Here is a 20,719-nt window from a genome sequence, read left to right on the forward strand (position 1 = left end):
ATGTCGATCCCTCGTCGCTCGTCCAACCGCATGTCTGCTCCTTCGCATCCGGCATCGCCTGCCGCCGCCCCCGCTCTCGGATACGATCTGAACGATCTCTATTATTTCGTGCAGGTCGTCGAATACGGAGGCTTCACGCAGGCGGGACGCGCGCTGCGGGTGCCCAAATCACGCCTCAGCCGGCGCATCGCGCTGCTCGAGCAACGCCTCGGCGTCACGTTGATCCAGCGATCCACGCGGTCGTTCTCGGTCACCGAGTTCGGCAGCGCCTATTACACGCGCTGCAAGTCGATGCTGGCCGAAGTCGACGCGGCCAACGCGCTTGTCAAGACCGCGCAGACCCAGCCGTGCGGCACGATCCGGATTTCCTGCCCGATCGCGCTTTTGCACGCTCATGTCGGCGCGATGCTGGTCGGGTTCGCAAGTCAGTACCCCGAAGTGCAGATCGAGATCGTCGGCATGAACCGGCGCGTGGACGTCGTGCGCGAACGCCTCGACATCGCGCTGTACATTCGCCCGGAACCGTGGGAAAGCCCGGACCTCGTCGTGCGCGCGTTCGGCCATGCGACGCAGCGGCTCGTCGCGAGCCCGGCCCTGCTCGACCGCCTCGGGCATCCGGCCACGCCGGACGATTTGCGCGCGTGGCCCAGCATGGGCTTCGGGCCGCCGGTGCACAAGCACGAATGGCAGCTCGTCGACCGCAACGGCAACGAATCGACCGTGCCGCACGTGCCGCGCCTCGTGACGACCGACCTGCTCACGCTGCGCCGCGCCGCGATCGCCGGCATCGGCATCGTGCAACTGCCGATGATGATCGTGCGCGATGCGCTGAACGACGGCACCTTGACCCGCGCGCTGCCGGGCTGGTCGCTGCGCCGCGACGTGATTCACGCCGTGTTCTCGACGCGCAAGGGCATGCCGCCGGCGGTCCGGCTCCTGCTCGAGGATCTCGCGCGCCGCTTCGACGCGCTCGAAGAGGATTGAGCGAGCGCAACGCGCGCGTTACAGCTCGTCGATGCGCGCGAAGCTGTCGGCAAGAAAATCGATCAACGCGCGCACGGACGGCAGCAGGCCGCGACGCGACGGAAACACCGCATGGATGATCCCGCTCTTCGGCGACCACTCGGGCAGCACGCGGACCAGCTCGCCACGCCGCAACGCGTCGGTCATCATCATGATCGGCAACTGGACGATGCCGGCGCCGGCCACTGCCGCTTCGCGCAGCGCCGTCATGTCGTCGGTGACGAATCGGGGCACATGGCGAACCGTCGCCTGCGCGCCGTCAGGGCCATCGAGCAGCCAGACGTGCTGCGCCAGCGGCGGCCCGAAGTCGAGGGTCGGCAGCCGCTGAAGATCGTCCGGTGTCGCGACGGCGCCGCTCTGGCGCAGCAGCGCCGGACTCGCGACGAGGCACCACGCCCGCTCGCCGAGCACGCGCATCGCCAGATCGCTGTCCTTCAGCGGTGGCGGACGAACCCGGATCGCGACGTCGATGCCTTCGCCGACCACGTCGACGACGCGATTGGTCGCCTCCAGGTGGATCGTCACGCGCGGCAGCTCGGCCATGAATTGCGCCAGGACCGCGCCGATCCGCGCATGCAGCAGCGCAACCGGACACGTCAGCCGGACGATGCCTTGCGGCTCGGCCCGCATCTGATCGATCGCTTGCTGCGCTGCCTCCGCTTCGACGAGCATCGCCTTGCAGTGCTGAAAATAGCGTTGCCCGATTTCGGTCGTCGAAAACTGCCGTGTCGAACGATGCACGAGCCGCACGCCGAGTTGGCGCTCGAGCGTCGCGATCCGTCGGCTCAATGTCGACTTCGGCACGCCGAGCGCCCGGCTGGCCGGCGCGAATCCTTTGTATTCAACCACTTGAACAAAGAAATAGAGGTCGTTGAGATCCTGCATCGGCGCGTTCGATCGTTCCATAAATGGGACACTGAGGATAACGCGCGCGGACTACCGATGCAAAAGCGACTGCTTTACGCTTACACCGTCCTGTCGAAATTCGTTCGCGACCCGAATGCGATCGAGCCCTGGCAACGGTTTCCGCCGTTCGATGCCGCACCGGGACGCGGCCGCCGCGACAGACCCACGCGTCCTCCCGGCCTGCGCACGTGTCACGACCGCCAGACACTTTCCGAATTGGCTAATGAAATCCCTGAATCACGACGACATCCATGCATTCCTGCTCGCGGTCGAACGACAGAGCATCACCGAATCGGCGCGCCGGCTCGGGCTGTCGAAATCGGTCGTCAGCAAACGCATCAGTGATCTCGAGCGCACGCTGGGCGCACAGTTGCTGATGCGCTCGACGCGCAACGTCGTGCCGACCGACGCTGGCATTGCGTTTTATGAAGCCGCATCGGCGTCGATGCGGCAGCTCATCGAGGCCGCGGAGGAGATCGCCGAGCGCTCCCGCGGATTGTGCGGCGCATTGCGCATCACGGCGCCGGTCAGTCTGACCCGGCTCTGGCTCGGCCCCGCGATTGCGGCATTCGCCGCCGGCCATCCGAACGTGCGCGTCACGCTGGAAACCGACGACCGCGTCGTCAATATCGAATCGGAGCGTTTCGACGTGGCGATCCGCTCGGCGCGCATGCCCGACAGCACGCTCGTCGCCCGGCGGATCGCGACCTGCGAGCGCGTGGTCGTTTGCAGCCCCGCGTATCGCGACCAGCATGGCGAGCCGGCGTCGATCAGCCAGTTGCCCGAGCATCGCTGCCTGAACTACACCAGCATTCCCGCATCGACGACGTGGTCGTTCGCGTTGCCCGGCCATCCCGGCAAGCCGCGCACGGTCTGCACCGGCAGCGCGTTTCTCGCGAACAACGGCGAGACGTTGCGCGATGCGGCGATGCACGGCATCGGCATTGCGGTTCTCCCCGCGTACATCGCCGCCCCGGCGCTGAGCAACGGCCGGCTGGTGCGCGTCCTCGCGCACGAAACGCCTCAGGAAGAGATCATTTACGCGGTCCATCCGCGCAATCCATTTGCCAGCACCAAGCTGAAAGCGTTCATCGAACATGCGCGAACCGCGTTGCTCGATCGTCCGTGGATCGCCGCTCGGGACGCGGAGCTGCCGGTCGAAGCGGCGTGATTGGCAGCGCCGCTAACCCGCGCGCCGCGCGCATCCGCCCGGCGCCCGTTTCCATACGGAGAACAGAGAGTTTCCGCTCCCCAGGCTACCGCGACCGACCGGCGTTCCGTAAAGTGCCGGGCACTTCGTCGGTGCCGCCCGCCGTTACACCATGCCAGATACCAAGCGCACGCTGTCGCCGCCGATTCGCGAATCGGGTTACGCGCGTCAACTGATCGAGATGTTCCGCGTCTATGCGCAAGTCGACGGCGCGCGGCTCATCCATGTCGCGAAGACGGTGCTCGCCGTGGTGATCGCGACCGGCGTGTCGATGCGTGTCGAACTGGCCGCGCCACGAACCGCGATGGTCACCGTCGTGATCCTGATGATGCACCAGCACAGCGGCATGGTGCTCGCGCGCGGCTTCTACCGCGGCGTCGGCATGCTGGTCGGCAACCTCGCGGCGATCGTGCTGATCGCCGCGTTTCCGCAGGAGCGCGTCCTGTTCCTGACGGCGCTCGTGCTGTGGATCGGCTGCTGCACGTGGGGGGCCGCGTATTTCCGCAACTATCAGTCGTACGGCTTCGTGCTGGCGGGCTATGCGACCTGCATTGCCGCGCTGCCGTCGATCGACCGGCCGTACGACATCATCGCGAACGTCGTCACCGGGTTGAGCGAAGTGTCGATCGGCATCCTGTCGGCGGGCCTCGTCAGCGCGCTGGTGCTGCCGCTTCACGTCCGCGCGATGCTGATGAAGGCGGGCCAGGACCATTGCGCCGACATGCTGCAATTCGTGCGTGCGGCACTGACCGGCACGCTCGCGCCCGACGAGCAGCAGCGCCGCTATCTGCGCATCGTCGCGGCGCGCGCGCAGCTCGAGAACCTGCGCAGCGCGGCCGTGTTCGAAGACCATGATCTGCGCGTGCGAAACGATGTGATGGCGCACATGGCCGGGCAGATCCTCGATGCGAACGCGCGCGTGCATACGCTGCACCGGTATCTCGTCCGCCTCGCGCACGGGTCGAACGAGGCGGCCGCGCGTCTGGTCCGCGCGCACTGCGCGGACGCCGTGCAATCGCTTCCCGACGGCGCGCCCGCGCAACCGTTCGACCTGGCAAGCGCCGAACGCATCGCGACGGAACTCGATCGCGCGATCGCCCGCCTGCCGGCCGACGCGGCGCTGGCCGCCACGCTGACCGAGGCATCCGCGTTGCGCGACGCCCGCACCGGCATCGCGTTGTTGCGGCAGGCGCTGGTCAGCCTGCACGCGTATCTGGCGGATTTCATCGCGATCCGGCTGCCGGCGGATGACCTCGCAGCTGCCCCGCCCGCACGCCCGCCGAAGCTCGGCACGACCGCGAACCGCATGGTCGCGGCGGCCGCCGGGTGTCGTGCAGTCGTCGCGATCGGCGCCGTCTCGCTGTTCTGGATTGCATCGGGCTGGACGGCCGCGTCGGGCGCCGTCATTTCCGCGACGATCGCGAGCGCCCTCTACTCGATCATGCCCGCACCCGCCGCCGCGACGCGTCAGGTCGCACTCGGCTGCGCGGTCGCGTGGCTCGCGAGCCTGTTCTTCAATTTCTCGCTGCTGCCCAGCCTCGATGGCTTCGCGTCGCTGGCAGCCGCGCTCGCGCTGTTCATCATGGTCGGCGCCTATCTGAACTCGTTTCCCGGCACCGCCGCGTTCGGACTCGGCTTCAGCATCTATTTCTGCTTTCTCGGCAACATCACGAATCCCGGCGTCTATGCGCCCGAAGCGACGCTCGACGCCGGATTCGCCGCGGTGCTCGGGATCGCGGCCGCGTCACTCGCGTATTCGGTGGTGGCGCCCTATGGCGGCGAATGGTCGACCCGGCTCTACCTGCGCCAGCTCAGGCGGCTGGTCGCGGTCGACGCGTGCTACGGCGAGCTGGACGGGTTGATCGCGCGTTTCGATGCCGGCGTGCGCGACTTCGTGCTGCAGATCGCCGCGCGACCGGCGAGCGGCCGGCTCGGTCAACGCGAGTTGCTCACGTGGACGTTCGCGTCGATGGAAATCGGCCGCAGCATTGTCGAGATGCGCACCGCGACCGCCAGCGCATCGCCGTCGGACGCATGGCGCGCACGCGAGCGCGCGCTGTGCGACGCTGTCTCGCGCCTGTTCGTCCATGCGGACATCGACTCGGTGCAGACCGCCGAACAGGCGGCCGCCGACGCGCTCGCGCTGCTCGACACCGCATCGACCGGCGCGCCGGACGTGCTGCTGCAGCTGCGCCACGTCGTGCACTTCATCCACGTTTCGCTGCAATACAACCTCGTGTCACTTCCGCTCGAATCCGATGCGCCTCATGCGACGCCTGCGTAATCGTCATCGCCGCCCGGCGAACCGTTCCTGCCCCACGTGGATCGCGCGCGGCGCCGCGGCGATCGGCGCACTGCTGCTCGGCGCCTGCGCCCACACCGGCGGCATCGCGCCACGCGCGACGCTCGTCGATCCGGCGCAGGTCGCCCACGCGTTTCCGGGTCAGGCGACGCTCGCCACGACCGGGTGGCCGCGCGACGACTGGTGGACCCGATGGCGCGATCCGCAACTCGATGCGCTCGTCAAGCAGGCGGTCGCCGGCAATCCGGCGCTGCGGATCGCGCAGGCGCGCATCGATCGCTTCGCGGAACTCGCGTTGATCGCCGGCGCGTCGCGCTATCCGTCCGTGTCGGCCAATGCGGACTTCACGCGCACGCGCTTCGCCCGCTACGCGAGCCCGAGTCCGCCGGGCGGCAATACCGTCTGGAACAATGCCGTCGGCGCAGACCTGAGCTACGCGCTGGACCTGTGGGGCAAGCATCGCGCGACGCGCGAAGGCGCGCTCGACAACGCGCAGGCGGCCGAAGCGGATGCGCGCTTCGCGCGCCTCGTGCTCGAAACCGCGGTCGTGCGCACCTATGTCACGTTTGCGCGCACCTTCGATCAGCGTGATGTCGCGCTGGCGACGCTGAAACGCCAGACAGATATCGTCGGCATCATCGAACGGCGCGCGAAGGCCGGCCTGGCAAGCCGCCTCGAGATCACGCAGGCGAGCACGCCGGTCGCCGCCACGCGCGCGCAGATCGAGGAACTCGATCGCCAGATCGCCGTGCTGCGCAACGAGCTGGCGGTGTTGACGGGCCAGGGCCCGGGCGCCGGCCAGCAGTTCGCGCGCCCCGCGCTGCGGCTCGACGTCCCCGTCGCGCTGCCCGCGACCCTGCCGGCCGAACTCGTCGGCCACCGGCCCGACATCGTCGCGGCGCGCTGGCGCGTCGAGGCGACCGCGAAAGGCATCCGGGCGGCGAAGGCCGACTTCTATCCGAACATCGACCTGATCGCAAGCGCCGGGCTGGCGTCCGCCGCGTTCGGCGGATTCTTCACGTTCGTCAACAACGATGCGATGACGCACGGTTTCGGCGCCGCCGTGTCGCTGCCGATCTTCGATGGCGGCCTGCGTCAGGGCGCGTACGGCGTGGCCGTCGCCGACTACGATCTGGCGGTCGAAGCCTACAACCAGGCCGTGCTCGCCGCGTTCCGGGACGTCGCCAGCCAGGTCGTCTCGCTGCAGTCGCTCGCGCGCCAGCAAACCGAAATCGAGGATTCGGTGCAATCCGCGCAGCGCGCATTCGACTATGCGACGCGCGGATACCGCGCCGGACTCACCGATTACCTGAACGTGCTGTCCACGCAGACCGAATTGCTGCAGGCGCAACAAAGTCTGGCCAACGTGCGCGCGGCGCGGCTCGATAGCTGGGCGCAACTGATGATGTCGCTCGGCGGCGGTGTCGCGACCACGGCCGCCGCCGTCGCGCCGCCGACGGAGGTTCCCGATGTTCACTGAGTTCCCGCTGTTCTCGCTGCTGGTGCCGAGCCTGCTGCCTGCGTTCCTCGGCTGCAGCGCCGCGTTCTGGATCGCCGACCGGCTGATCGCGCGCACGGGCCTGTACCTTCGCGTCTGGCACCCGGCGCTGTTCCGGGTTTCCCTGTTCGTCTGCCTGTTCAGCGGCGTCGGCCTGCTGATCGCCGGCTGACCGCTTCTCCCCTTTTGCACCGAATCGACATGCGCGCTCAACCCTACTTCCGAGTGGCCGTCACGCTGCTGCTGTTCGCCGCGGCCGTGCTGCTCGCCCATACGCTGTGGAACCACTACATGTACGCGCCGTGGACCCGCGACGGGCGGGTCCGCGCGAAGGTCGTGAATATCGCGCCGGATGTATCGGGCATCGTCACCGACGTGCTCGTCGCCGACAATCAGGTCGTGCATCGCGGCGACGTGCTGTTCCGCATCGATCGCGATCGCTTCCGCCTCGTGCTGGCGCAAGCCGACGCGCAGGTCGCGCTGCGCCGCGCCGAACTCGAGATGCGCGACAAGCAGGCGCTGCGCCGCGCGCAGCTCGACGGCTCGGTCATCTCCGCCGAGGTGCGCGAGGATGCGGTCTCGGCCGCGCGCCAGGCACTCGCGAATTACCAGGCGGCGGTGGCCGCGCGTGACGTCGCGCAACTCAATCTCGCACGCAGCGAAATCAAGGCGCCCGTCGACGGTTACATCACGAACCTGAACCTGTATCCGGGCGACTACGCGGCGGCGGGCGTCGCGCGGCTCGCGCTGATCGACGCGCATTCATACTGGGTCTACGGCTATTTCGAGGAAACCAAGCTGCCGCAGGTACGGGTCGGCGACGCAGCCGAGGTCAGGCTGCTCTCCGGCGGGCCGGCGCTGACGGGACACGTCGAAAGCATCGCGCGCGGCATCAGCGACCGCGACAACCCGACCAGCTCGTCGCTGCTCGCCGACGTCAATCCGATCTTCACGTGGGTTCGGCTCGCGCAGCGCGTCCCGGTGCGCGTTCGCCTCGACACGCTTCCCGACGGCACGTTTCTCGCCGCGGGGACGACCTGCACGGTGACGATTCGTCCGCAGCGGAAAACCGACAGGCAGACGGAATCCGGCGCGCATTGATCGATCGGCACGGCATCGCGCGTGCAACGGTGCAGCCGAATCGATGGCGTCGTCACGTTGGCCAGCGCCGGGATGTCGGCCTTCGCCGCCGGATAGCTGCGCAGATGGTCGGTGAAGATCTTGCGCGGCACCGGGTTCGAACGCAGCAGGCACACCCCGTTATCGTGACAGTGCCACGCTCGGCAGGCGCCTTCCCATGTGGAAGAATCCTGACTACACTGACCTGTGTCTCGGCTTCGAAATCACGCTGTACGCCGCAAGCCGCTGCCCCGTCCTTCCGCCCCCACGCCTCGGCCTGCCGGGGCTGCCTTCGCCGGGGCTGCCTTCGTGCCGGCTCGCTCGCGGAAATCGATCGAACCCATTGAACGGCATCGGGCATGCAAATCCAGATCTTGGGCTCTGCGGCCGGGGGCGGATTCCCCCAATGGAACTGCAACTGCGCGAACTGCGCAGGCTTCCGCGCCGGCCGCATTCGGGCACAGGCGCGCACACAGTCTTCAATCGCGATCTCGGACAACGGCGAGTCGTGGATTCTCTGCAACGCATCGCCCGACATACGCGTCCAGCTCCAGCAGTTCGCGCCGATGCAGCCGGGCCGCGCATTGCGCGACACCGCCATCGCGGCGATCGTGCTGATCGACAGCCAGATCGACCACACGACGGGCCTCCTCAGCCTGCGCGAAGGCTGCCCGCTCGATGTCTGGTGCACCGAGATGGTTCACGACGATCTCAGTACCGGCTTCCCGCTCTTCACGATGCTCGAGCACTGGAACGGCGGACTGCGCTGGCGGCCGATCGAACCGGAACGGGACTTCGCGATCAACGCCTGCCCCGGTCTGCGTTTTACGCCGTTTTCACTCAGCAGTGCAGCGCCACCGTATTCGCCGCACCGCCACGCGCCGCATCCGGGCGACAATATCGGCCTGGTCATCGAAGACCTTCACACCGGTGGCAAGTTGTTCTACGCGCCCGGCCTTGGCGCGGTCGACGACGCGCTTGCGGAGCGCATGTGCACGGCCGACTGCTTGCTGATCGACGGCACGGTGTGGCACGACGACGAAATGCGCCGTTGCGGCGTCGGCACGCGTACCGGCCGCGAAATGGGGCATCTCGCGCAAAGTGGCCCAGGCGGCATGCTGGACATGCTCGAGCGTTTCCCGACGCCGCGCAAGATACTCACGCATATCAACAACACGAATCCGATCCTCGATGAGGATTCGCCCGAGCGCTCTGTACTGACGCATCGGCACATTGAGGTCGCATTTGACGGAATGCACGTCGAACTGTAGGGGCGAGCCACCCCGCCCTCGCTGGAGTCAATGGAGCACCCATGAGCCAGACCGCGCTGAGTCCCGAGCAATTCGAGCAGGCCCTGCGCGCCAAGGGCGCGTACTACCATATCCACCACCCCTACCACGTCGCGATGTACGAAGGGCGCGCGACGCGCGAGCAAATCCAGGGCTGGGTTGCAAACCGCTTCTACTACCAGGTCAACATCCCGATCAAGGACGCAGCGATTCTCGCGAACTGTCCGGACCGAGACGTGCGCCGCCAGTGGGTCCGGCGACTCCTCGACCAGGACGGCTCCCCCGGCGAAGACGGCGGAATCGACGCATGGCTACGCCTTGGTCAAGCGGTCGGACTTGACCGTGACCAGCTTTGCTCGCAGGAACTTGTGCTGCCGGGCGTACGCTTCGCAGTGGACGCCTACGTGAACTTCGCGCGCCGCGCAAGCTGGCAGGACGCAGCCAGCAGTTCGCTGACCGAGTTGTTCGCGCCACAAATTCACCAGTCCCGCCTGGACACCTGGCCGCGCCACTATCCGTGGATCGATGCGGGCGGCTACGAATACTTCCGCTCGCGTCTCGAACAGGCACGCCGCGACGTCGAGCACGGTCTGCAGGTCACGCTGCAGCACTGCACGACCTACGAGGCGCAGCAGCGTACGCTGGACATCCTGCAATTCAAGCTCGACATTCTGTGGACGATGCTCGATGCGATGTCCATGGCGTATGAATTGCATCGCCCACCCTATCACACGGTAACCGCCGAGCGAGTCTGGCATCGGGGGATCGCATCATGAGCATCGATCGACGACTGACACCTGCGTGGCGACACGGTTATCGCTTCCAGTTCGAGCCAGCACAAAATGCCCATGTGCTGCTCTATCCGGAAGGTATGGTCAAGCTCAACGAAAGTGCTGCTGCAATCGGCAAGCTGATTGACGGCACGCGCAGCGTTGCCGCGATCATCACGCTGCTCGAGACAGACTATCCGGGCGTGCCGGAACTCAGCGACGACGTCGATCAGTTCATGCTGGTTGCGCGTGACAAACACTGGATCGAGCTTGCCTGAAATGTCCACGCCCGCCCCCACCTCATCTCCGCCGCCTGGCCCGCCGCTCTGGTTGCTCGCCGAACTGACGTACCGCTGCCCGCTGCAGTGCCCGTATTGCTCGAACCCGCTCGACTTCGCGAGGCAGGGTGAAGAGTTGTCAACGGGCGACTGGCTGCGCGTGATGCGGGAAGCACGCGCACTCGGCGCGGTGCAAATCGGCTTTTCCGGCGGAGAACCGCTTGTGCGGCAGGACCTGACCGAGCTCATCGCGGTGGCGCGCGGGCTCGGCTATTACACGAATCTGATCACGTCGGGCATCGGCCTGACTGAGGCTCGACTCGCCGACTTCACGCAAGCCGGCCTCGACCACATCCAGATCAGCTTCCAGTCGAGCGACGAGCAGGTAAGCAACATGCTTGCCGGCTCCGACAAGGCCTTCGCACTGAAGCTCGAGATGGCGCGCGCGATCAAGGCGCGCGGCTACCCGATGGTCCTGAACTTCGTGATACACCGCTACAACATCGACCACATCGACCGGATCATCGAACTGTGCATCGCCCTCGACGCCGACTTCGTCGAACTCGCGACCTGCCAGTTCTATGGATGGGCGTACCTGAATCGCACCGCGCTGCTGCCGACTCGCGAGCAACTCGAACGTGCCGAACGCATCACGAACGCGTACCGCGAGCGCCTGGCGGCTGCCCACCATCCATGCAAGCTGATTTTCGTGACGCCGGACTATTACGAAGAACGGCCGAAGGCATGCATGAGCGGCTGGGGCAGCCTGTTCCTGACCGTGTCGCCGGACGGCACCGCGCTGCCCTGCCAGGGTGCACGCCAGTTGCCGCTTGCGTTTCCCAACGTGCGCGACCAGGACCTGCGTCATATCTGGTACGAATCGTCCGCGTTCAACCATTTCCGTGGCCAAGGCTGGATGCGGGAACCGTGCCGCTCGTGCGAGGAAAAGGTCAAGGATTTCGGCGGCTGCCGCTGTCAGGCATACATGCTGACTGGCGACGCCGCGAACGCGGATCCGGTGTGCGGAAAGTCGCCTCATCACCCGGTGATCCTCGAAGCGCGACAAAAATCCATGGAGCCGGAGTCGGCTGCGTATCCGCTGATATTCCGAAATCCGAAGGAATCTCGCCGTCGCGCATGATTCCGACGAATCGCGGGAGCAGGCGCGAGGCTCAGCGCATCAAGCGACATTTGACATGCGTCGCGCTGCAGACAGACGCGTTCATTCAACTATGCTAATCTTTTTGTTGCCATTGACAGGTTGGCGTTCTTCCAGATAACCCATTGGCATCCTGCTTTTGTGCTCCGCAACTTCCCATTCAACAGGAGAAATGGCATGTGGACCAAACCCGCCTATACCGATCTTCGACTCGGCTTTGAAATCACGATGTATATCGCGAATCGATAAGCGTCCTGGTTCTTGAAATGCCTCGGCCTTCCGGGGCTTTTTATTGGCCGCCGATCGTCGGTCGGCCATGCCTTGCACTCAGCTTCATGGAAAGGTGACGTCATGCAGCAAGAGCGCAACAAGGAGAGCACTCGTCGGATTGCGTCACGGGGATAGCACAGCCCCACCATTTTCGGCGCATTCACGCTCGTTGGCCGCGTAATGGCGCGTGGGCCTGCCACGCGAAAGGAGAGTTCGTCATCGCGCGGCCTTGCGGAATCTCCGCTCGATGCGCGCCTGCACCACTTCAAGCACGAGCGACATCACCCAGTAGACCAGCGCCGCGCTGATCTGCATCTCCATGTGCCGATACTCCTTCTGACCCTCCGTCGTGGCGACGTAGGTCAGCTCCCACACCCCGACGACGGAGACCAGCGAGCTGTCCTTCAGCATGGCGATGAACTGGTTGCCTGTCGGCGGGATGATCACGCGCATCGCCTGCGGCAGGATGATCAGCCGCATCATCTGCGACGGCGTGAAGCCGAGCGCGCGCGGCATTCCATTGCCCTTGCGGGATGCTCTGGATGCCGGCCCGGAAAATCTCCGTCATGTACGCGCCGTAGCACAGCGACAGTGCCGTCACGCCAGCCGGAATCGGATCCACGACGTAGCCGAGCTGCGGCAGCCCGAGATACAGGATGAAGATCTGCATCAGCAGCGGCAGCCCGCGAAAGAGCGACGTATAGAAAGACGCGATGCCGATCGCAATGCCGCTCGACGAAAGCTTCGCGAGCGCGAACGAAGCGCGAACGAAGCGCATATATTTTAGTTATACGAAATATGTAAGATGCACCAAACCGGCTATAATCCCCGCTTTCGGTTCGATCGTCGCCATGAATCCGCTGGCCGTCCCCTCTCTCGCCAACATCGCATCACGCCTTCGTCTCAAGCAGCTGAAGCTGCTGATCGCGCTCGAGAACCATGGCTCGCTGCACAAGGCCGCGGAAGAGATCGCGATCTCGCAGCCCGGCGCCACCAAGGTGCTGCGCGAAATCGAGGACATCCTCGGCATGCCGTTGTTCGAACGGCAGCCGAAAGGGCTCGTTGCCAACGACCTCGGACGTTGCGTCACGCGCTATGCACGCCTGATCTACAGTGACCTGGAACACCTGCATACCGAGGTCCTCGCCATTACGCAGGGACACGGCGGCCATCTCGCTGTCGGCGTCATCATGGGCGCGGTGCCGTTGCTCACACGCGCGCTGACGGACTTGCGCCATCGCCAGCCGCACCTGTCGGTCGAGATTGTCGAAGGCACGAGCGCCAGCCTGCTGACGCTGATCGACGAAGGGCGCATCGATCTCGCGATCTGCCGCAGCGGCAGCAGCCGGCGTCCGGAGGCTTACGACTACGTGCCGCTCAAGGCAGAACCGCTGGCGGTCGTGACGGCACGAACGTGTGAGCCCGCCCACCAGAACGTCATGACACTGCGCGATCTCGCCGACGCGCAATGGGTCGCGTATCCCGTCAATACGCCGATGCGACTCGCACTCGAGCGCGCACTCGCCGATGCCGGCATCGACGTGCCCCGCTATCCGATCGAGACGGCATCCACGTTCGCGACCCTGACACTGCTGCAGGCGAACCCGGAACTGGTGGCGGTGATCCCGCGAGAAGTCGCGGCGTTCGGCGAGCGCTTCGGCCTCGTCACCTGCCTGCCGGTCGCGATTCCCGCGCTCGACGAGCCCTACGGCGTCGTGGCCCGCACGTTCGCGCACCTGTCGCCAGGCGCGCGGATGCTCGTCGAGACGCTACAGGGTCACCTTACTTGATCGGCGAGAACGCGGCCGGCCGCAACAGCTTCGACTCCATCTTCTCGAGCATCGGGAAGGCCTTCGGCACGAATTTCTCGAGCCAGTCGGGATCCTCGTAAAGCGCGGTGCGCCGCTTGATGCGATCGTCGAGGCTTTCATACGCCCAGATATGGACGACCTGGTTCAGCTCGCCGATTTCCGTGTACCACCAGCCGACGAGCGTCGCATAGCGGGAGATCACCGGCAGGCCTTCCTTTTCGAAGTGCCGCAGGTATTCGTTCATCTTGCCGATCTGGACCGTGTAGGTCCGCATTTCGTAGTACATCACTGCTCCTGGTCGAATTGAATCGTGTCGTCGAACGGGATCAGAGCTCGCCGGCGTACGCGGCGCGGATGATGCCCTCGACGTCGGATGCGGCGGTCAGGCGCGGATTGACGAGCACGTTGCCGCTGCGCATCGAGTCGGCAACCATCTGCGGCAGGTGCGCGAGATCGACGCCGAGTTCGCGGATGTTCGACGGAATCGCCAGCGCGCGATTGAGCTCGACGATCTGTTCCACCAGCCTGCGCGCGGCCGTTTCGGCGTCAAGGCCGACCACGTCGCCGCCGAGCGCCTCGGCGATGTCGCGGTAGCGCTCCGGGCAGGCCGGCACGTTGAACGCGATCACGTAGGGCAGCAGCGCCGCGTTCGCGATGCCGTGCGCGATGTTGAACACGCCCCCCATCGTGTGCGAGATCGCGTGAACGTTGCCCAGTTTCGACTGGGAGAACGCGACGCCGGCCAGGAACGAACCGAGCAGCATGTCCTCGCGGGCCGCGAGATCGGAACCGACGTAAAACGCGTTGCGCAGGCTCTGCCCGATCAGGCGGATGGCGCCCAATGCCAGCGACTGGCTGATCGGGTTCGCCTGCTTCGATACATACGATTCGATCGCATGGGTCAGCGCGTCCATGCCGGTGGCCGCGGTGATCGCCGGCGGCAGCTTCAGCGTGAGCTCGGCATCGAGGATCGCCAGTTTCGGAAACAGCTTGTGGCTGACGATCACGGTCTTGAACAGCGTTTCCTTGTTCGTGAAGACCGTCGACGCCGTGCATTCGCTGCCCGTCCCCGACGTCGTCGGGATCGCGAAGATCGGCAGCGGCTCTTCGGGAATCCTGTTGTAGCCCTCGTAATCGAGGATGGTGCCGCCGTTGGTCGCCATCGCGGCCACGCCCTTCGCGGTATCGATGCTGCTGCCGCCGCCGACGCCGATCACGGCGGTACAGCGATGTTCCTTCAGGAAGCTCAGCGCGCTTTCGAGCACCGCCGTGCTGGGATTCGCCTCGACGCCCGAGAAGATCTCGTGGGCGACGTCCGCTTCGCGAAGCGACGCAAAGAAGCCCTCGAGCACGCCGCTCTTGATCAGGCCTTCGTCGGTCACCACCAGCAGCTTGCCGCTGAACAGCGGCTTCAGGAGTTCGCCGGCCTGTCGCGCCAGGCCGTTGCCGAATTTCAGCGTGGTCGGGAAGAAGTATTGGAATGGGTTCATGGTGCTGTTCTCCGTTTGAAGTCTCCGCACCAAACACTACAAGCCGCCGCCCGCCCCCCGGTAATGAAAAAGCTGGATCGGCCAATAACGCCAGCTTATTCCCCGCGCGCGCCGATCCATTTGGTTATCACGCAATCACGAAGCGTCATTAGGCAAGGCCCGACGGCGACCTTACATTCGCCTCCGGGGACGACTCCAACGTCCCGCAACCATAACGACGGAGACAACCATGCCACCCTCGAACTCCCCTGCCGTGTCTTCGCCATCGCTCAGCGAGGCGGCACGGCCCACCAACGTGCGCTGGCGCATCTTCCTGCTGATGCTGCTGCTGGTGGCGATCAACTACATCGACCGCGCTTCGCTGTCGGTCGCAATGCCGTTGATCGCGCCGGAATTCAACATGTCGCCAGCACTCGAAGGCTTGATGCTGAGCGCGTTCTTCTGGTCGTATGCGCTGATGCAGATTCCGGTGGGCATGATGCTGGACCGCTACCACACGCGCGGCATCATCGCGACCGCGACGCTTGCGTGGGGCGCGTTCCAGGCGCTCGGCGCCGCTTCCCACAACTGGCTTCTGCTGATGCTCACGCGCATGGGCCTCGGCTTCTCCGAGTCGCCGGTGTTTCCGGCCGGCGCGAAGCTGATCGGCTCGTGGCTGACGCCGCACGAACGCGGACGCGGCGCCGTGCTCGTCGACGGCGGCGCGCCGCTCGGCAGCGCGCTCGGCGCGATCCTGATCTCCGGGCTGATCGCCTGGTTCGGCTCGTGGCGCATCGCGTTCGTGGTCGCGGGCGTCGGCACGATGCTGGTGGGCGTGCTCGTGTGGCGCTATATCCGCAACCATCCGTCCGAACATCCGGGCGTCAATGCGGCCGAACTCGAGCACATCACGCGCGCAAACCCGCCGGCGAAAGCGTCGGCCACGCACGTCCCGCTGCGTGAACTCGTGAAGGACCGCTCGGTGCTCGCGATGTTCGCCGGCTATAGCTGCATCCTCGCGGTGTTCTACGGCCTGTTGACGTGGATGCCCAGCTATCTGCACAAGACATACGGCTTCAACATCGCCACGACGGGCGGCGCGACCTTCATCATCTTCATGTCGGGCTTCGTCGGCGAACTCATCGGCGGCTATATCGGCGACCGATGGAAAGCGTCCGGCGCGTCGCCGAATCTCGTGATGCGCACGATGTTCGGCGGATCGTCGCTGATCGCCGCGGCCTGCATCCTGGCTGCGGCCTATATCGCGAACGCGAACGCGGTCGTGCTGCTGCTCAGCATCGCGATGTTCTTCATCCGCTTCTGCGGGATGTACTGGAGCCTGCCGGCGATCGTCGGCGGCCCGGAGCGCGCGGGCGTGCTCGGCGGCACGATGAACTTCTGCGGCAGCATGGTCGGCGTGGTGGTGCCGATCCTGATCGGGCTGATCGTCCAGTGGTCGGGATCGTACTTCCTCGCGCTGCTGTTCTTCGTCGTGATGGCCGTGCTGATCGCGGTGTTCTCCAGCCTGATCGACTACCGGCCGCGCGCGCACGGCTAAGTGCGCGCCCGACCGGCGCGCCGCACCGCGCCGTCAAGACAATGCCCGCTTGCGCGGGCATTTTTTTTCGACTCGCCTCGACCGACTCGATCAGCGATCGATCGGCAGCGGCGCGTTCGCCGCGACGAGCCCCCGCTCGCGCATCTCGCGCCAGAAGTCGGCCGGAATCGTCGCGTTCAGCGCGTCGACGTCTTCCGCGATGCGCGCCGGACGGCTCGCACCGGGAATCACCGACACGGTCGCCGGATGCGCGAGCACGAACTGCAGCGCGGCCGCCTTGACCGGCACGTCGTAGCGCGCGGCGATCGCGGTGATGCGCTCGACCTTCGCGACGATTTCCGGCGACGCCTTCTGATATTCGAAGTGCGCGCCGCCGACCAGCACGCCCGAGCTGTACGGGCCGCCGACGACGATCCCGACATGCTTCTCGATCGCCGCCGGCATCACCCGCTGCAGCGCGCGCTCGTGATCGAGCAGCGTATAGCGGCCCGCCAGCAGCATGCCGTCCGGTTGCGGTTCGGCGAGGTCGAGCACGAGTTCGATCGGCTCGACGCGGTTCACGCCGAGGCCCCACGCGCCGATCACGCCTTCTTCGCGCAGCTTGCTCAGCACCCGGAACGCACCCTTGCGCGCGACCTCGAACTGCGCGAGCCATTCGTCGCCGTAGATGTCCTGCGCGATATCGTGTACCCAGACGATGTCGAGCCGATCGGTGCGCAGGCGCGTCAGGCTGCCCTCGATCGAGCGCAGCGTCACGTCGGCCGTGTAGTCGCTGACGAGCCGGTTCGCGCGGCCATGCGCGAAGATCCCGGTCTTGTCGCCATAGTCGCGCGTGTTCGCGTCTTCCGTTTCGTCGAGCACGATGCGGCCGACCTTCGTGCTGATCACGTAGTCGTCGCGCCGATGGCCGGCGAGCACGTCGCCCAGGCGCGACTCGGCCAGCCCCGCGCCATAGGACGGCGCGGTGTCGAAGTAGCGGATCCCGCGCGCCCACGCGGCCTCGACGGTCGCGGCGGCTTCGTCGTCGGGGATGTCGCGGAACATGTTGCCGAGCGGGGCGGCGCCGAAACCGAGCGTTTTGTCGACCGGCAGCGCGTCTTTGAGACTCATGCATTTCTCCACAGGTCACGGAAAAGTGAGTCCAGTCTAGGTTGCACGACCATGTCCGTCCAAGACATAATTTGTCAAAGTTGAGTCTCGAAAGGTCTTATATGCTCGACATCCGTCAGCTTCAATATTTCATCGCGGTCGCGGAAGAGGAACACGTCGGCCGCGCCGCCGAACGGCTGCACATTTCGCAGTCGCCGCTCAGCCGCCAGATCGCGCAACTCGAGGAAAAGCTCGGGCTGACGCTGTTCGAACGCAGCCAGCAGCGCATTCGTCTGACGCGTGACGGCCGTACGTTCCTCAGCGAGACGCAGGCGTTCCTGCGTCACGCGCATCGGCTGGAATCGCTCGCGCGCCGGCTCGGCCGCGGCGACGAAGGCGGGCTCTGCATCGGCTACCTGGAAACGGCCACGCACTCGGGCGTGCTGCCGCGCGCGCTGAAGACGCTGCGCGCCGACCGCCCGGCCGTCCACATCGCGCTGTACAACTACACGTCCGCCGCGCAGCTCGAAGGCCTGCGCGAGCGCAGTCTCGACATCGCGCTCGTGACCGAGCCGCCCGCGCCCGACGATCCGGAACTCGAATCGATGCGCGTGCTGAACGATCCGATGCTGCTCGCGCTGCCCGAAGGCCATCCGCTCGCGAAGAAGAAGACGCTCGCGGCCGACGATCTCGCGACGCAGCCGTGGATCGGCGTCACGCAGCAGGAAAACGTGCCGCGCCACGGCGCGTTCGTCGCCGCGTGCGCGAAGGCCGGTTTCTCGCCGGACATCTCCGTCGAGGCGAGCGAGCCGCTCGCGGCGCTCGGGCTCGTCGCCGCCGGGCTCGGCATGACGATGATCCAGCAGAGCCTGCGTCACCAGGTTCCGGAAGGCGTCGTGCTGCGCGAGCTGCCGTGGTTCAGCTATCGCACGCCGCTGTGGGCCGCGTGGCACAAGGTCAACCTGCGGCCGCTGGTCGGCGTGTTCCGCGAGATCCTGACTGGCGAGCACGTGGTCGCGGCGGTCGAGTGACGTGATGCGCGCGTCGCGGTGATCGGTGCGCATGCAACGACATGCCCGTGCGCGTCGCCCGACGCCGGCGTCCCGCTCATGCGTTACTTCGCGAGCGTGACCTTCCCGTCGAGCAGCCGGTTGATCGCCAGCGGATTCGACGTCTTCAGCGCATCGGGCAACAGCGCATCCGGCATGTCCTGATAGCTGACCGGCCGCAGGAAGCGACGGATCGCGAGACTGCCGACCGACGTCGAGCGCCCGTCGGCGGTGGCCGGACACGGGCCGCCGTGCACCATCGCATGCGCGACCTCCACGCCGGTGCCGAAACCGTTGACGAGCACGCGGCCCGCGCGCCGCTCCAGCGCCGGCAGGAACGTGCGCGCGGCGGCGTAATCGGCTTCGTCGATATGGAGCGCCGCCGTCAGCTGCCCTTCCAGCGACTCGATCAGGTCGAGCATCTCCTTCAGGTCCGGACACCCGACGATGAGCGACGCCGCGCCGAAAATCTCCTCGTGCAGCGCCTTCGATTCGCGGAATGCATCTGCACTCGTCGAAAACAGCGCGCCCTGCCCCTGGTTCGCACCGGTCGGCGCATGCGTGCGCGCGACCGTGCGCACCTGCGGATGCTGCGCGAACGCGGCCACCGAACGCTCGAAGGTCTGGTGAATGCCCGGCGAGAGCATCGTCGCCGCCGCGGCCTGCGCGAGCCGCTCCGCCGCCGCCGCGGTGAAGCGCTCGAGCGCCGGCCCGTCCACCGCGAAGATCAGCCCCGGATTCGTGCAGAACTGCCCGGCGCCGAGCGTCAGCGACTGCACGAACTGCTGCGCGATCGCATCGCCGCGCGCGTCGAGCGCGTTCGGAAACAGCAGCACCGGATTGATGCTGCTCATCTCCGCGTACACGGGAATCGGCTCGGGCCGCGCGTTCGCGATCGCGATCAGCTCGGTCCCCGCGTGACGCGAGCCCGTGAAGCCGACCGCCTTGATGCGCCGGTCGCGCACGAGCCCCTGCCCGATCTCGCGGCCGCTGCCGTACAGCAGCGAGAACGTGCCTTCCGGCATCCCGCACGTCTTCACCGCCTGCTGCACGGCCATCCCGACGAGCTCAGACGTACCCGGGTGTGCGGAATGCGCCTTCACGATCACCGGGCAGCCGGCCGCGAGCGCCGACGCCGTATCGCCGCCTGCCACCGAGAACGCGAGCGGGAAATTGCTCGCGCCGAACACGGCGACGGGCCCGAGGCCGATATGTCGCAGGCGCAGGTCGGGACGCGGCGCCGGCTGGCGCGCCGGTTGCGCCGGATCGATACGGGCCTCGAGGTAGTCGCCCGCGCGCACCACGTCGGCGAACATCCGCAGCTGGCCGACCGTGCGGCCGCGCTCGCCTTCGATGCGCGCGCGCGGCAGGCCCGTTTCCGCGACGCAGCGGTCGACCAGCACGTCGCCGAGCGCGAGGATGTTCGCCGCGATCGTGTCGAGGAACGTCGCGCGCGCTTCAGGTTTCGTTTCGCGATACGTGTCGAACGCGGCCCATGCGAGCGCGCATGCTTCGTCGAGATCGACGAGGCTCGCCCCGCGGAACGCGGGCTCCATGCGTTCGCCGCTGGCTGCATCGACCGCGTACGTGACGCCGTTCGTGCCGCGTCGCGCGCGCTGGCCGATCAGCAGGTTGCCTGCGATAGTCATTTCCGTTTCCTCTGTAGATGGATCGAGTGCGAACGTCGTCGGATAGCGACGACGTGTTCGCGTATGCATGTATGCCGGCGTGGGCTCCGCGTCGCCGCAAGTGGACCAGATGGTTTCAAACCGGCCCGGCACGCGTCAAGACTTCACGCATGACAGCTTTTCATGGCGCTATGACGCGTTCTCAATATCGGCTGCGCGGCGCGGTTTTTATACTGGGCTCGCAACGCGGCGCGACCGGCGGGCGGCCGTCAACCCGCTTCGCCGAGCCAG

General features: G+C 66.3%; 19 protein-coding genes and 3 pseudogenes. 15 read left to right on the plus strand and 7 right to left on the minus strand.

Annotated features, from left to right (window positions below):
• Nucleotides 1–30 precede the first annotated feature (30 nt).
• Nucleotides 31–984, plus strand: coding sequence for a LysR substrate-binding domain-containing protein (locus ACV22Z_RS22035; protein ID WP_448078393.1), 954 nt, complete (start codon nucleotides 31–33; stop codon nucleotides 982–984).
• An 18-nt stretch (nucleotides 985–1,002) separates the two neighbouring features.
• On the opposite strand, the gene ACV22Z_RS22040 is transcribed toward ACV22Z_RS22035, so the two are convergent.
• Entirely contained in the window at nucleotides 1,003–1,908 is a 906-nt protein-coding gene (locus ACV22Z_RS22040) for a LysR family transcriptional regulator (protein WP_448078496.1), read from the minus strand.
• A 253-nt stretch (nucleotides 1,909–2,161) separates the two neighbouring features.
• Between ACV22Z_RS22040 and ACV22Z_RS22045 the strand changes: the two genes are divergently transcribed.
• The 5 genes from ACV22Z_RS22045 to ACV22Z_RS22065 all read left to right on the plus strand — a co-directional run bounded on the left by ACV22Z_RS22045 (nucleotide 2,162) and on the right by ACV22Z_RS22065 (nucleotide 8,040).
• Nucleotides 2,162–3,100: a LysR family transcriptional regulator gene (locus ACV22Z_RS22045; protein WP_448078497.1), complete on the plus strand. Its 939-nt coding sequence runs from the start codon at nucleotides 2,162–2,164 to the stop codon at nucleotides 3,098–3,100.
• A gap of 151 nt (nucleotides 3,101–3,251) precedes the next feature.
• Nucleotides 3,252–5,423, plus strand: a complete 2,172-nt coding sequence (locus ACV22Z_RS22050; RefSeq protein WP_448078394.1) for an FUSC family protein — start codon at nucleotides 3,252–3,254, stop codon at nucleotides 5,421–5,423.
• Entirely contained in the window at nucleotides 5,407–6,921 is a 1,515-nt protein-coding gene (locus tag ACV22Z_RS22055; RefSeq protein ID WP_448078395.1) for an efflux transporter outer membrane subunit, read from the plus strand. The genes ACV22Z_RS22050 and ACV22Z_RS22055 overlap by 17 nt, the downstream gene beginning before the upstream one ends.
• The gene (locus ACV22Z_RS22060) at nucleotides 6,911–7,111 is read left to right on the plus strand and encodes a DUF1656 domain-containing protein (RefSeq protein ID WP_448078396.1); all 201 of its coding nucleotides are present in this window, start codon (nucleotides 6,911–6,913) and stop codon (nucleotides 7,109–7,111) included. Before ACV22Z_RS22055 ends, ACV22Z_RS22060 begins: the two co-directional genes overlap by 11 nt.
• A gap of 29 nt (nucleotides 7,112–7,140) precedes the next feature.
• Nucleotides 7,141–8,040: an efflux RND transporter periplasmic adaptor subunit gene (locus ACV22Z_RS22065; protein ID WP_448078397.1), complete on the plus strand. Its 900-nt coding sequence runs from the start codon at nucleotides 7,141–7,143 to the stop codon at nucleotides 8,038–8,040.
• A 53-nt stretch (nucleotides 8,041–8,093) separates the two neighbouring features.
• On the opposite strand, the pseudogene ACV22Z_RS22070 reads toward ACV22Z_RS22065, so the two are convergent.
• Nucleotides 8,094–8,189: pseudogene (locus ACV22Z_RS22070) on the minus strand (IS6 family transposase); the annotation flags it as partial.
• Nucleotides 8,190–8,236: 47 nt separating this feature from the next.
• Here ACV22Z_RS22070 and pqqA (ACV22Z_RS22075) point away from each other — a divergent pair.
• The 6 genes and pseudogenes from pqqA (ACV22Z_RS22075) to pqqA (ACV22Z_RS22100) all read left to right on the plus strand — a co-directional run.
• A pseudogene (gene pqqA, locus ACV22Z_RS22075) lies at nucleotides 8,237–8,299 on the plus strand (pyrroloquinoline quinone precursor peptide PqqA); the annotation flags it as partial.
• A 118-nt stretch (nucleotides 8,300–8,417) separates the two neighbouring features.
• Nucleotides 8,418–9,329, plus strand: coding sequence for a pyrroloquinoline quinone biosynthesis protein PqqB (gene pqqB, locus ACV22Z_RS22080; RefSeq protein ID WP_448078398.1), 912 nt, complete (start codon nucleotides 8,418–8,420; stop codon nucleotides 9,327–9,329).
• 41 nt (nucleotides 9,330–9,370) lie between these two features.
• A complete protein-coding gene (gene pqqC, locus ACV22Z_RS22085; protein ID WP_448078399.1) occupies nucleotides 9,371–10,123 on the plus strand; it encodes a pyrroloquinoline-quinone synthase PqqC in 753 nt (250 codons plus the stop codon).
• A complete protein-coding gene (pqqD, locus tag ACV22Z_RS22090; protein WP_448078400.1) occupies nucleotides 10,120–10,395 on the plus strand; it encodes a pyrroloquinoline quinone biosynthesis peptide chaperone PqqD in 276 nt (91 codons plus the stop codon). Before pqqC ends, pqqD begins: the two co-directional genes overlap by 4 nt.
• Before the next feature lies 1 nt (nucleotide 10,396).
• A complete protein-coding gene (gene pqqE, locus ACV22Z_RS22095; RefSeq protein ID WP_448078401.1) occupies nucleotides 10,397–11,536 on the plus strand; it encodes a pyrroloquinoline quinone biosynthesis protein PqqE in 1,140 nt (379 codons plus the stop codon).
• Between the two features lie 195 nt (nucleotides 11,537–11,731).
• Nucleotides 11,732–11,803: a pyrroloquinoline quinone precursor peptide PqqA gene (gene pqqA / locus ACV22Z_RS22100; RefSeq protein WP_110385066.1), complete on the plus strand. Its 72-nt coding sequence runs from the start codon at nucleotides 11,732–11,734 to the stop codon at nucleotides 11,801–11,803.
• 237 nt (nucleotides 11,804–12,040) lie between these two features.
• Here pqqA (ACV22Z_RS22100) and ACV22Z_RS22105 read toward each other — a convergent pair.
• A pseudogene (locus ACV22Z_RS22105) lies at nucleotides 12,041–12,602 on the minus strand (amino acid ABC transporter permease).
• Nucleotides 12,603–12,675: 73 nt separating this feature from the next.
• Here ACV22Z_RS22105 and ACV22Z_RS22110 point away from each other — a divergent pair.
• The gene (locus ACV22Z_RS22110) at nucleotides 12,676–13,614 is read left to right on the plus strand and encodes a LysR family transcriptional regulator (RefSeq protein WP_448078402.1); all 939 of its coding nucleotides are present in this window, start codon (nucleotides 12,676–12,678) and stop codon (nucleotides 13,612–13,614) included.
• Here ACV22Z_RS22110 and ACV22Z_RS22115 read toward each other — a convergent pair.
• Together ACV22Z_RS22115 and ACV22Z_RS22120 are read right to left on the minus strand one after the other, a co-directional pair.
• Nucleotides 13,607–13,921: an NIPSNAP family protein gene (locus ACV22Z_RS22115; RefSeq protein ID WP_057923989.1), complete on the minus strand. Its 315-nt coding sequence runs from the start codon at nucleotides 13,919–13,921 to the stop codon at nucleotides 13,607–13,609. The two genes, ACV22Z_RS22110 and ACV22Z_RS22115, sit on opposite strands and share 8 nt — an antisense overlap.
• Before the next feature lie 40 nt (nucleotides 13,922–13,961).
• Entirely contained in the window at nucleotides 13,962–15,125 is a 1,164-nt protein-coding gene (locus ACV22Z_RS22120; RefSeq protein ID WP_448078403.1) for an iron-containing alcohol dehydrogenase, read from the minus strand.
• Between the two features lie 229 nt (nucleotides 15,126–15,354).
• Between ACV22Z_RS22120 and ACV22Z_RS22125 the strand changes: the two genes are divergently transcribed.
• On the plus strand, nucleotides 15,355–16,662 hold the full coding sequence (locus ACV22Z_RS22125) for an MFS transporter (protein ID WP_448078404.1): 1,308 nt from the start codon (nucleotides 15,355–15,357) through the stop codon (nucleotides 16,660–16,662).
• 90 nt (nucleotides 16,663–16,752) lie between these two features.
• On the opposite strand, the gene ACV22Z_RS22130 is transcribed toward ACV22Z_RS22125, so the two are convergent.
• The gene (locus ACV22Z_RS22130; RefSeq protein WP_448078405.1) at nucleotides 16,753–17,772 is read right to left on the minus strand and encodes an aldo/keto reductase; all 1,020 of its coding nucleotides are present in this window, start codon (nucleotides 17,770–17,772) and stop codon (nucleotides 16,753–16,755) included.
• Between the two features lie 101 nt (nucleotides 17,773–17,873).
• Here ACV22Z_RS22130 and ACV22Z_RS22135 point away from each other — a divergent pair, with 101 nt between their 5' ends.
• Complete coding sequence (locus ACV22Z_RS22135) at nucleotides 17,874–18,782, plus strand: LysR family transcriptional regulator (protein WP_448078406.1); 909 nt, start codon at nucleotides 17,874–17,876, stop codon at nucleotides 18,780–18,782.
• 83 nt (nucleotides 18,783–18,865) lie between these two features.
• Here the strand turns inward: ACV22Z_RS22135 and ACV22Z_RS22140 are convergent, their stop codons facing one another.
• Nucleotides 18,866–20,449: an aldehyde dehydrogenase (NADP(+)) gene (locus ACV22Z_RS22140; protein WP_448078407.1), complete on the minus strand. Its 1,584-nt coding sequence runs from the start codon at nucleotides 20,447–20,449 to the stop codon at nucleotides 18,866–18,868.
• Nucleotides 20,450–20,719 lie beyond the last annotated feature (270 nt).

It is taken from the genome of Burkholderia sp. PU8-34, assembly GCF_053427725.1.

Bases quoted from the DNA above. Each gene is read 5' to 3' on its own strand.
- ACV22Z_RS22060 (WP_448078396.1), top strand. From the start codon at position 6,911: ATGTTCACTGAGTTCCCGCTGTTCTCGCTGCTGGTGCCGAGCCTGCTG.
- ACV22Z_RS22125 (WP_448078404.1), top strand. From the start codon at position 15,355: ATGCCACCCTCGAACTCCCCTGCCGTGTCTTCGCCATCGCTCAGCGAG.
- ACV22Z_RS22065 (WP_448078397.1), top strand. From the start codon at position 7,141: ATGCGCGCTCAACCCTACTTCCGAGTGGCCGTCACGCTGCTGCTGTTC.
- ACV22Z_RS22110 (WP_448078402.1), top strand. From the start codon at position 12,676: ATGAATCCGCTGGCCGTCCCCTCTCTCGCCAACATCGCATCACGCCTT.
- ACV22Z_RS22120 (WP_448078403.1), bottom strand. From the start codon at position 15,125: ATGAACCCATTCCAATACTTCTTCCCGACCACGCTGAAATTCGGCAAC.
- pqqC (WP_448078399.1), top strand. From the start codon at position 9,371: ATGAGCCAGACCGCGCTGAGTCCCGAGCAATTCGAGCAGGCCCTGCGC.
- pqqE (WP_448078401.1), top strand. From the start codon at position 10,397: ATGTCCACGCCCGCCCCCACCTCATCTCCGCCGCCTGGCCCGCCGCTC.
- ACV22Z_RS22035 (WP_448078393.1), top strand. From the start codon at position 31: ATGTCTGCTCCTTCGCATCCGGCATCGCCTGCCGCCGCCCCCGCTCTC.
- ACV22Z_RS22115 (WP_057923989.1), bottom strand. From the start codon at position 13,921: ATGTACTACGAAATGCGGACCTACACGGTCCAGATCGGCAAGATGAAC.
- ACV22Z_RS22135 (WP_448078406.1), top strand. From the start codon at position 17,874: ATGCTCGACATCCGTCAGCTTCAATATTTCATCGCGGTCGCGGAAGAG.
- ACV22Z_RS22055 (WP_448078395.1), top strand. From the start codon at position 5,407: ATGCGACGCCTGCGTAATCGTCATCGCCGCCCGGCGAACCGTTCCTGC.
- ACV22Z_RS22040 (WP_448078496.1), bottom strand. From the start codon at position 1,908: ATGCAGGATCTCAACGACCTCTATTTCTTTGTTCAAGTGGTTGAATAC.
- pqqB (WP_448078398.1), top strand. From the start codon at position 8,418: ATGCAAATCCAGATCTTGGGCTCTGCGGCCGGGGGCGGATTCCCCCAA.
- ACV22Z_RS22050 (WP_448078394.1), top strand. From the start codon at position 3,252: ATGCCAGATACCAAGCGCACGCTGTCGCCGCCGATTCGCGAATCGGGT.
- pqqD (WP_448078400.1), top strand. From the start codon at position 10,120: ATGAGCATCGATCGACGACTGACACCTGCGTGGCGACACGGTTATCGC.
- ACV22Z_RS22130 (WP_448078405.1), bottom strand. From the start codon at position 17,772: ATGAGTCTCAAAGACGCGCTGCCGGTCGACAAAACGCTCGGTTTCGGC.
- ACV22Z_RS22140 (WP_448078407.1), bottom strand. From the start codon at position 20,449: ATGACTATCGCAGGCAACCTGCTGATCGGCCAGCGCGCGCGACGCGGC.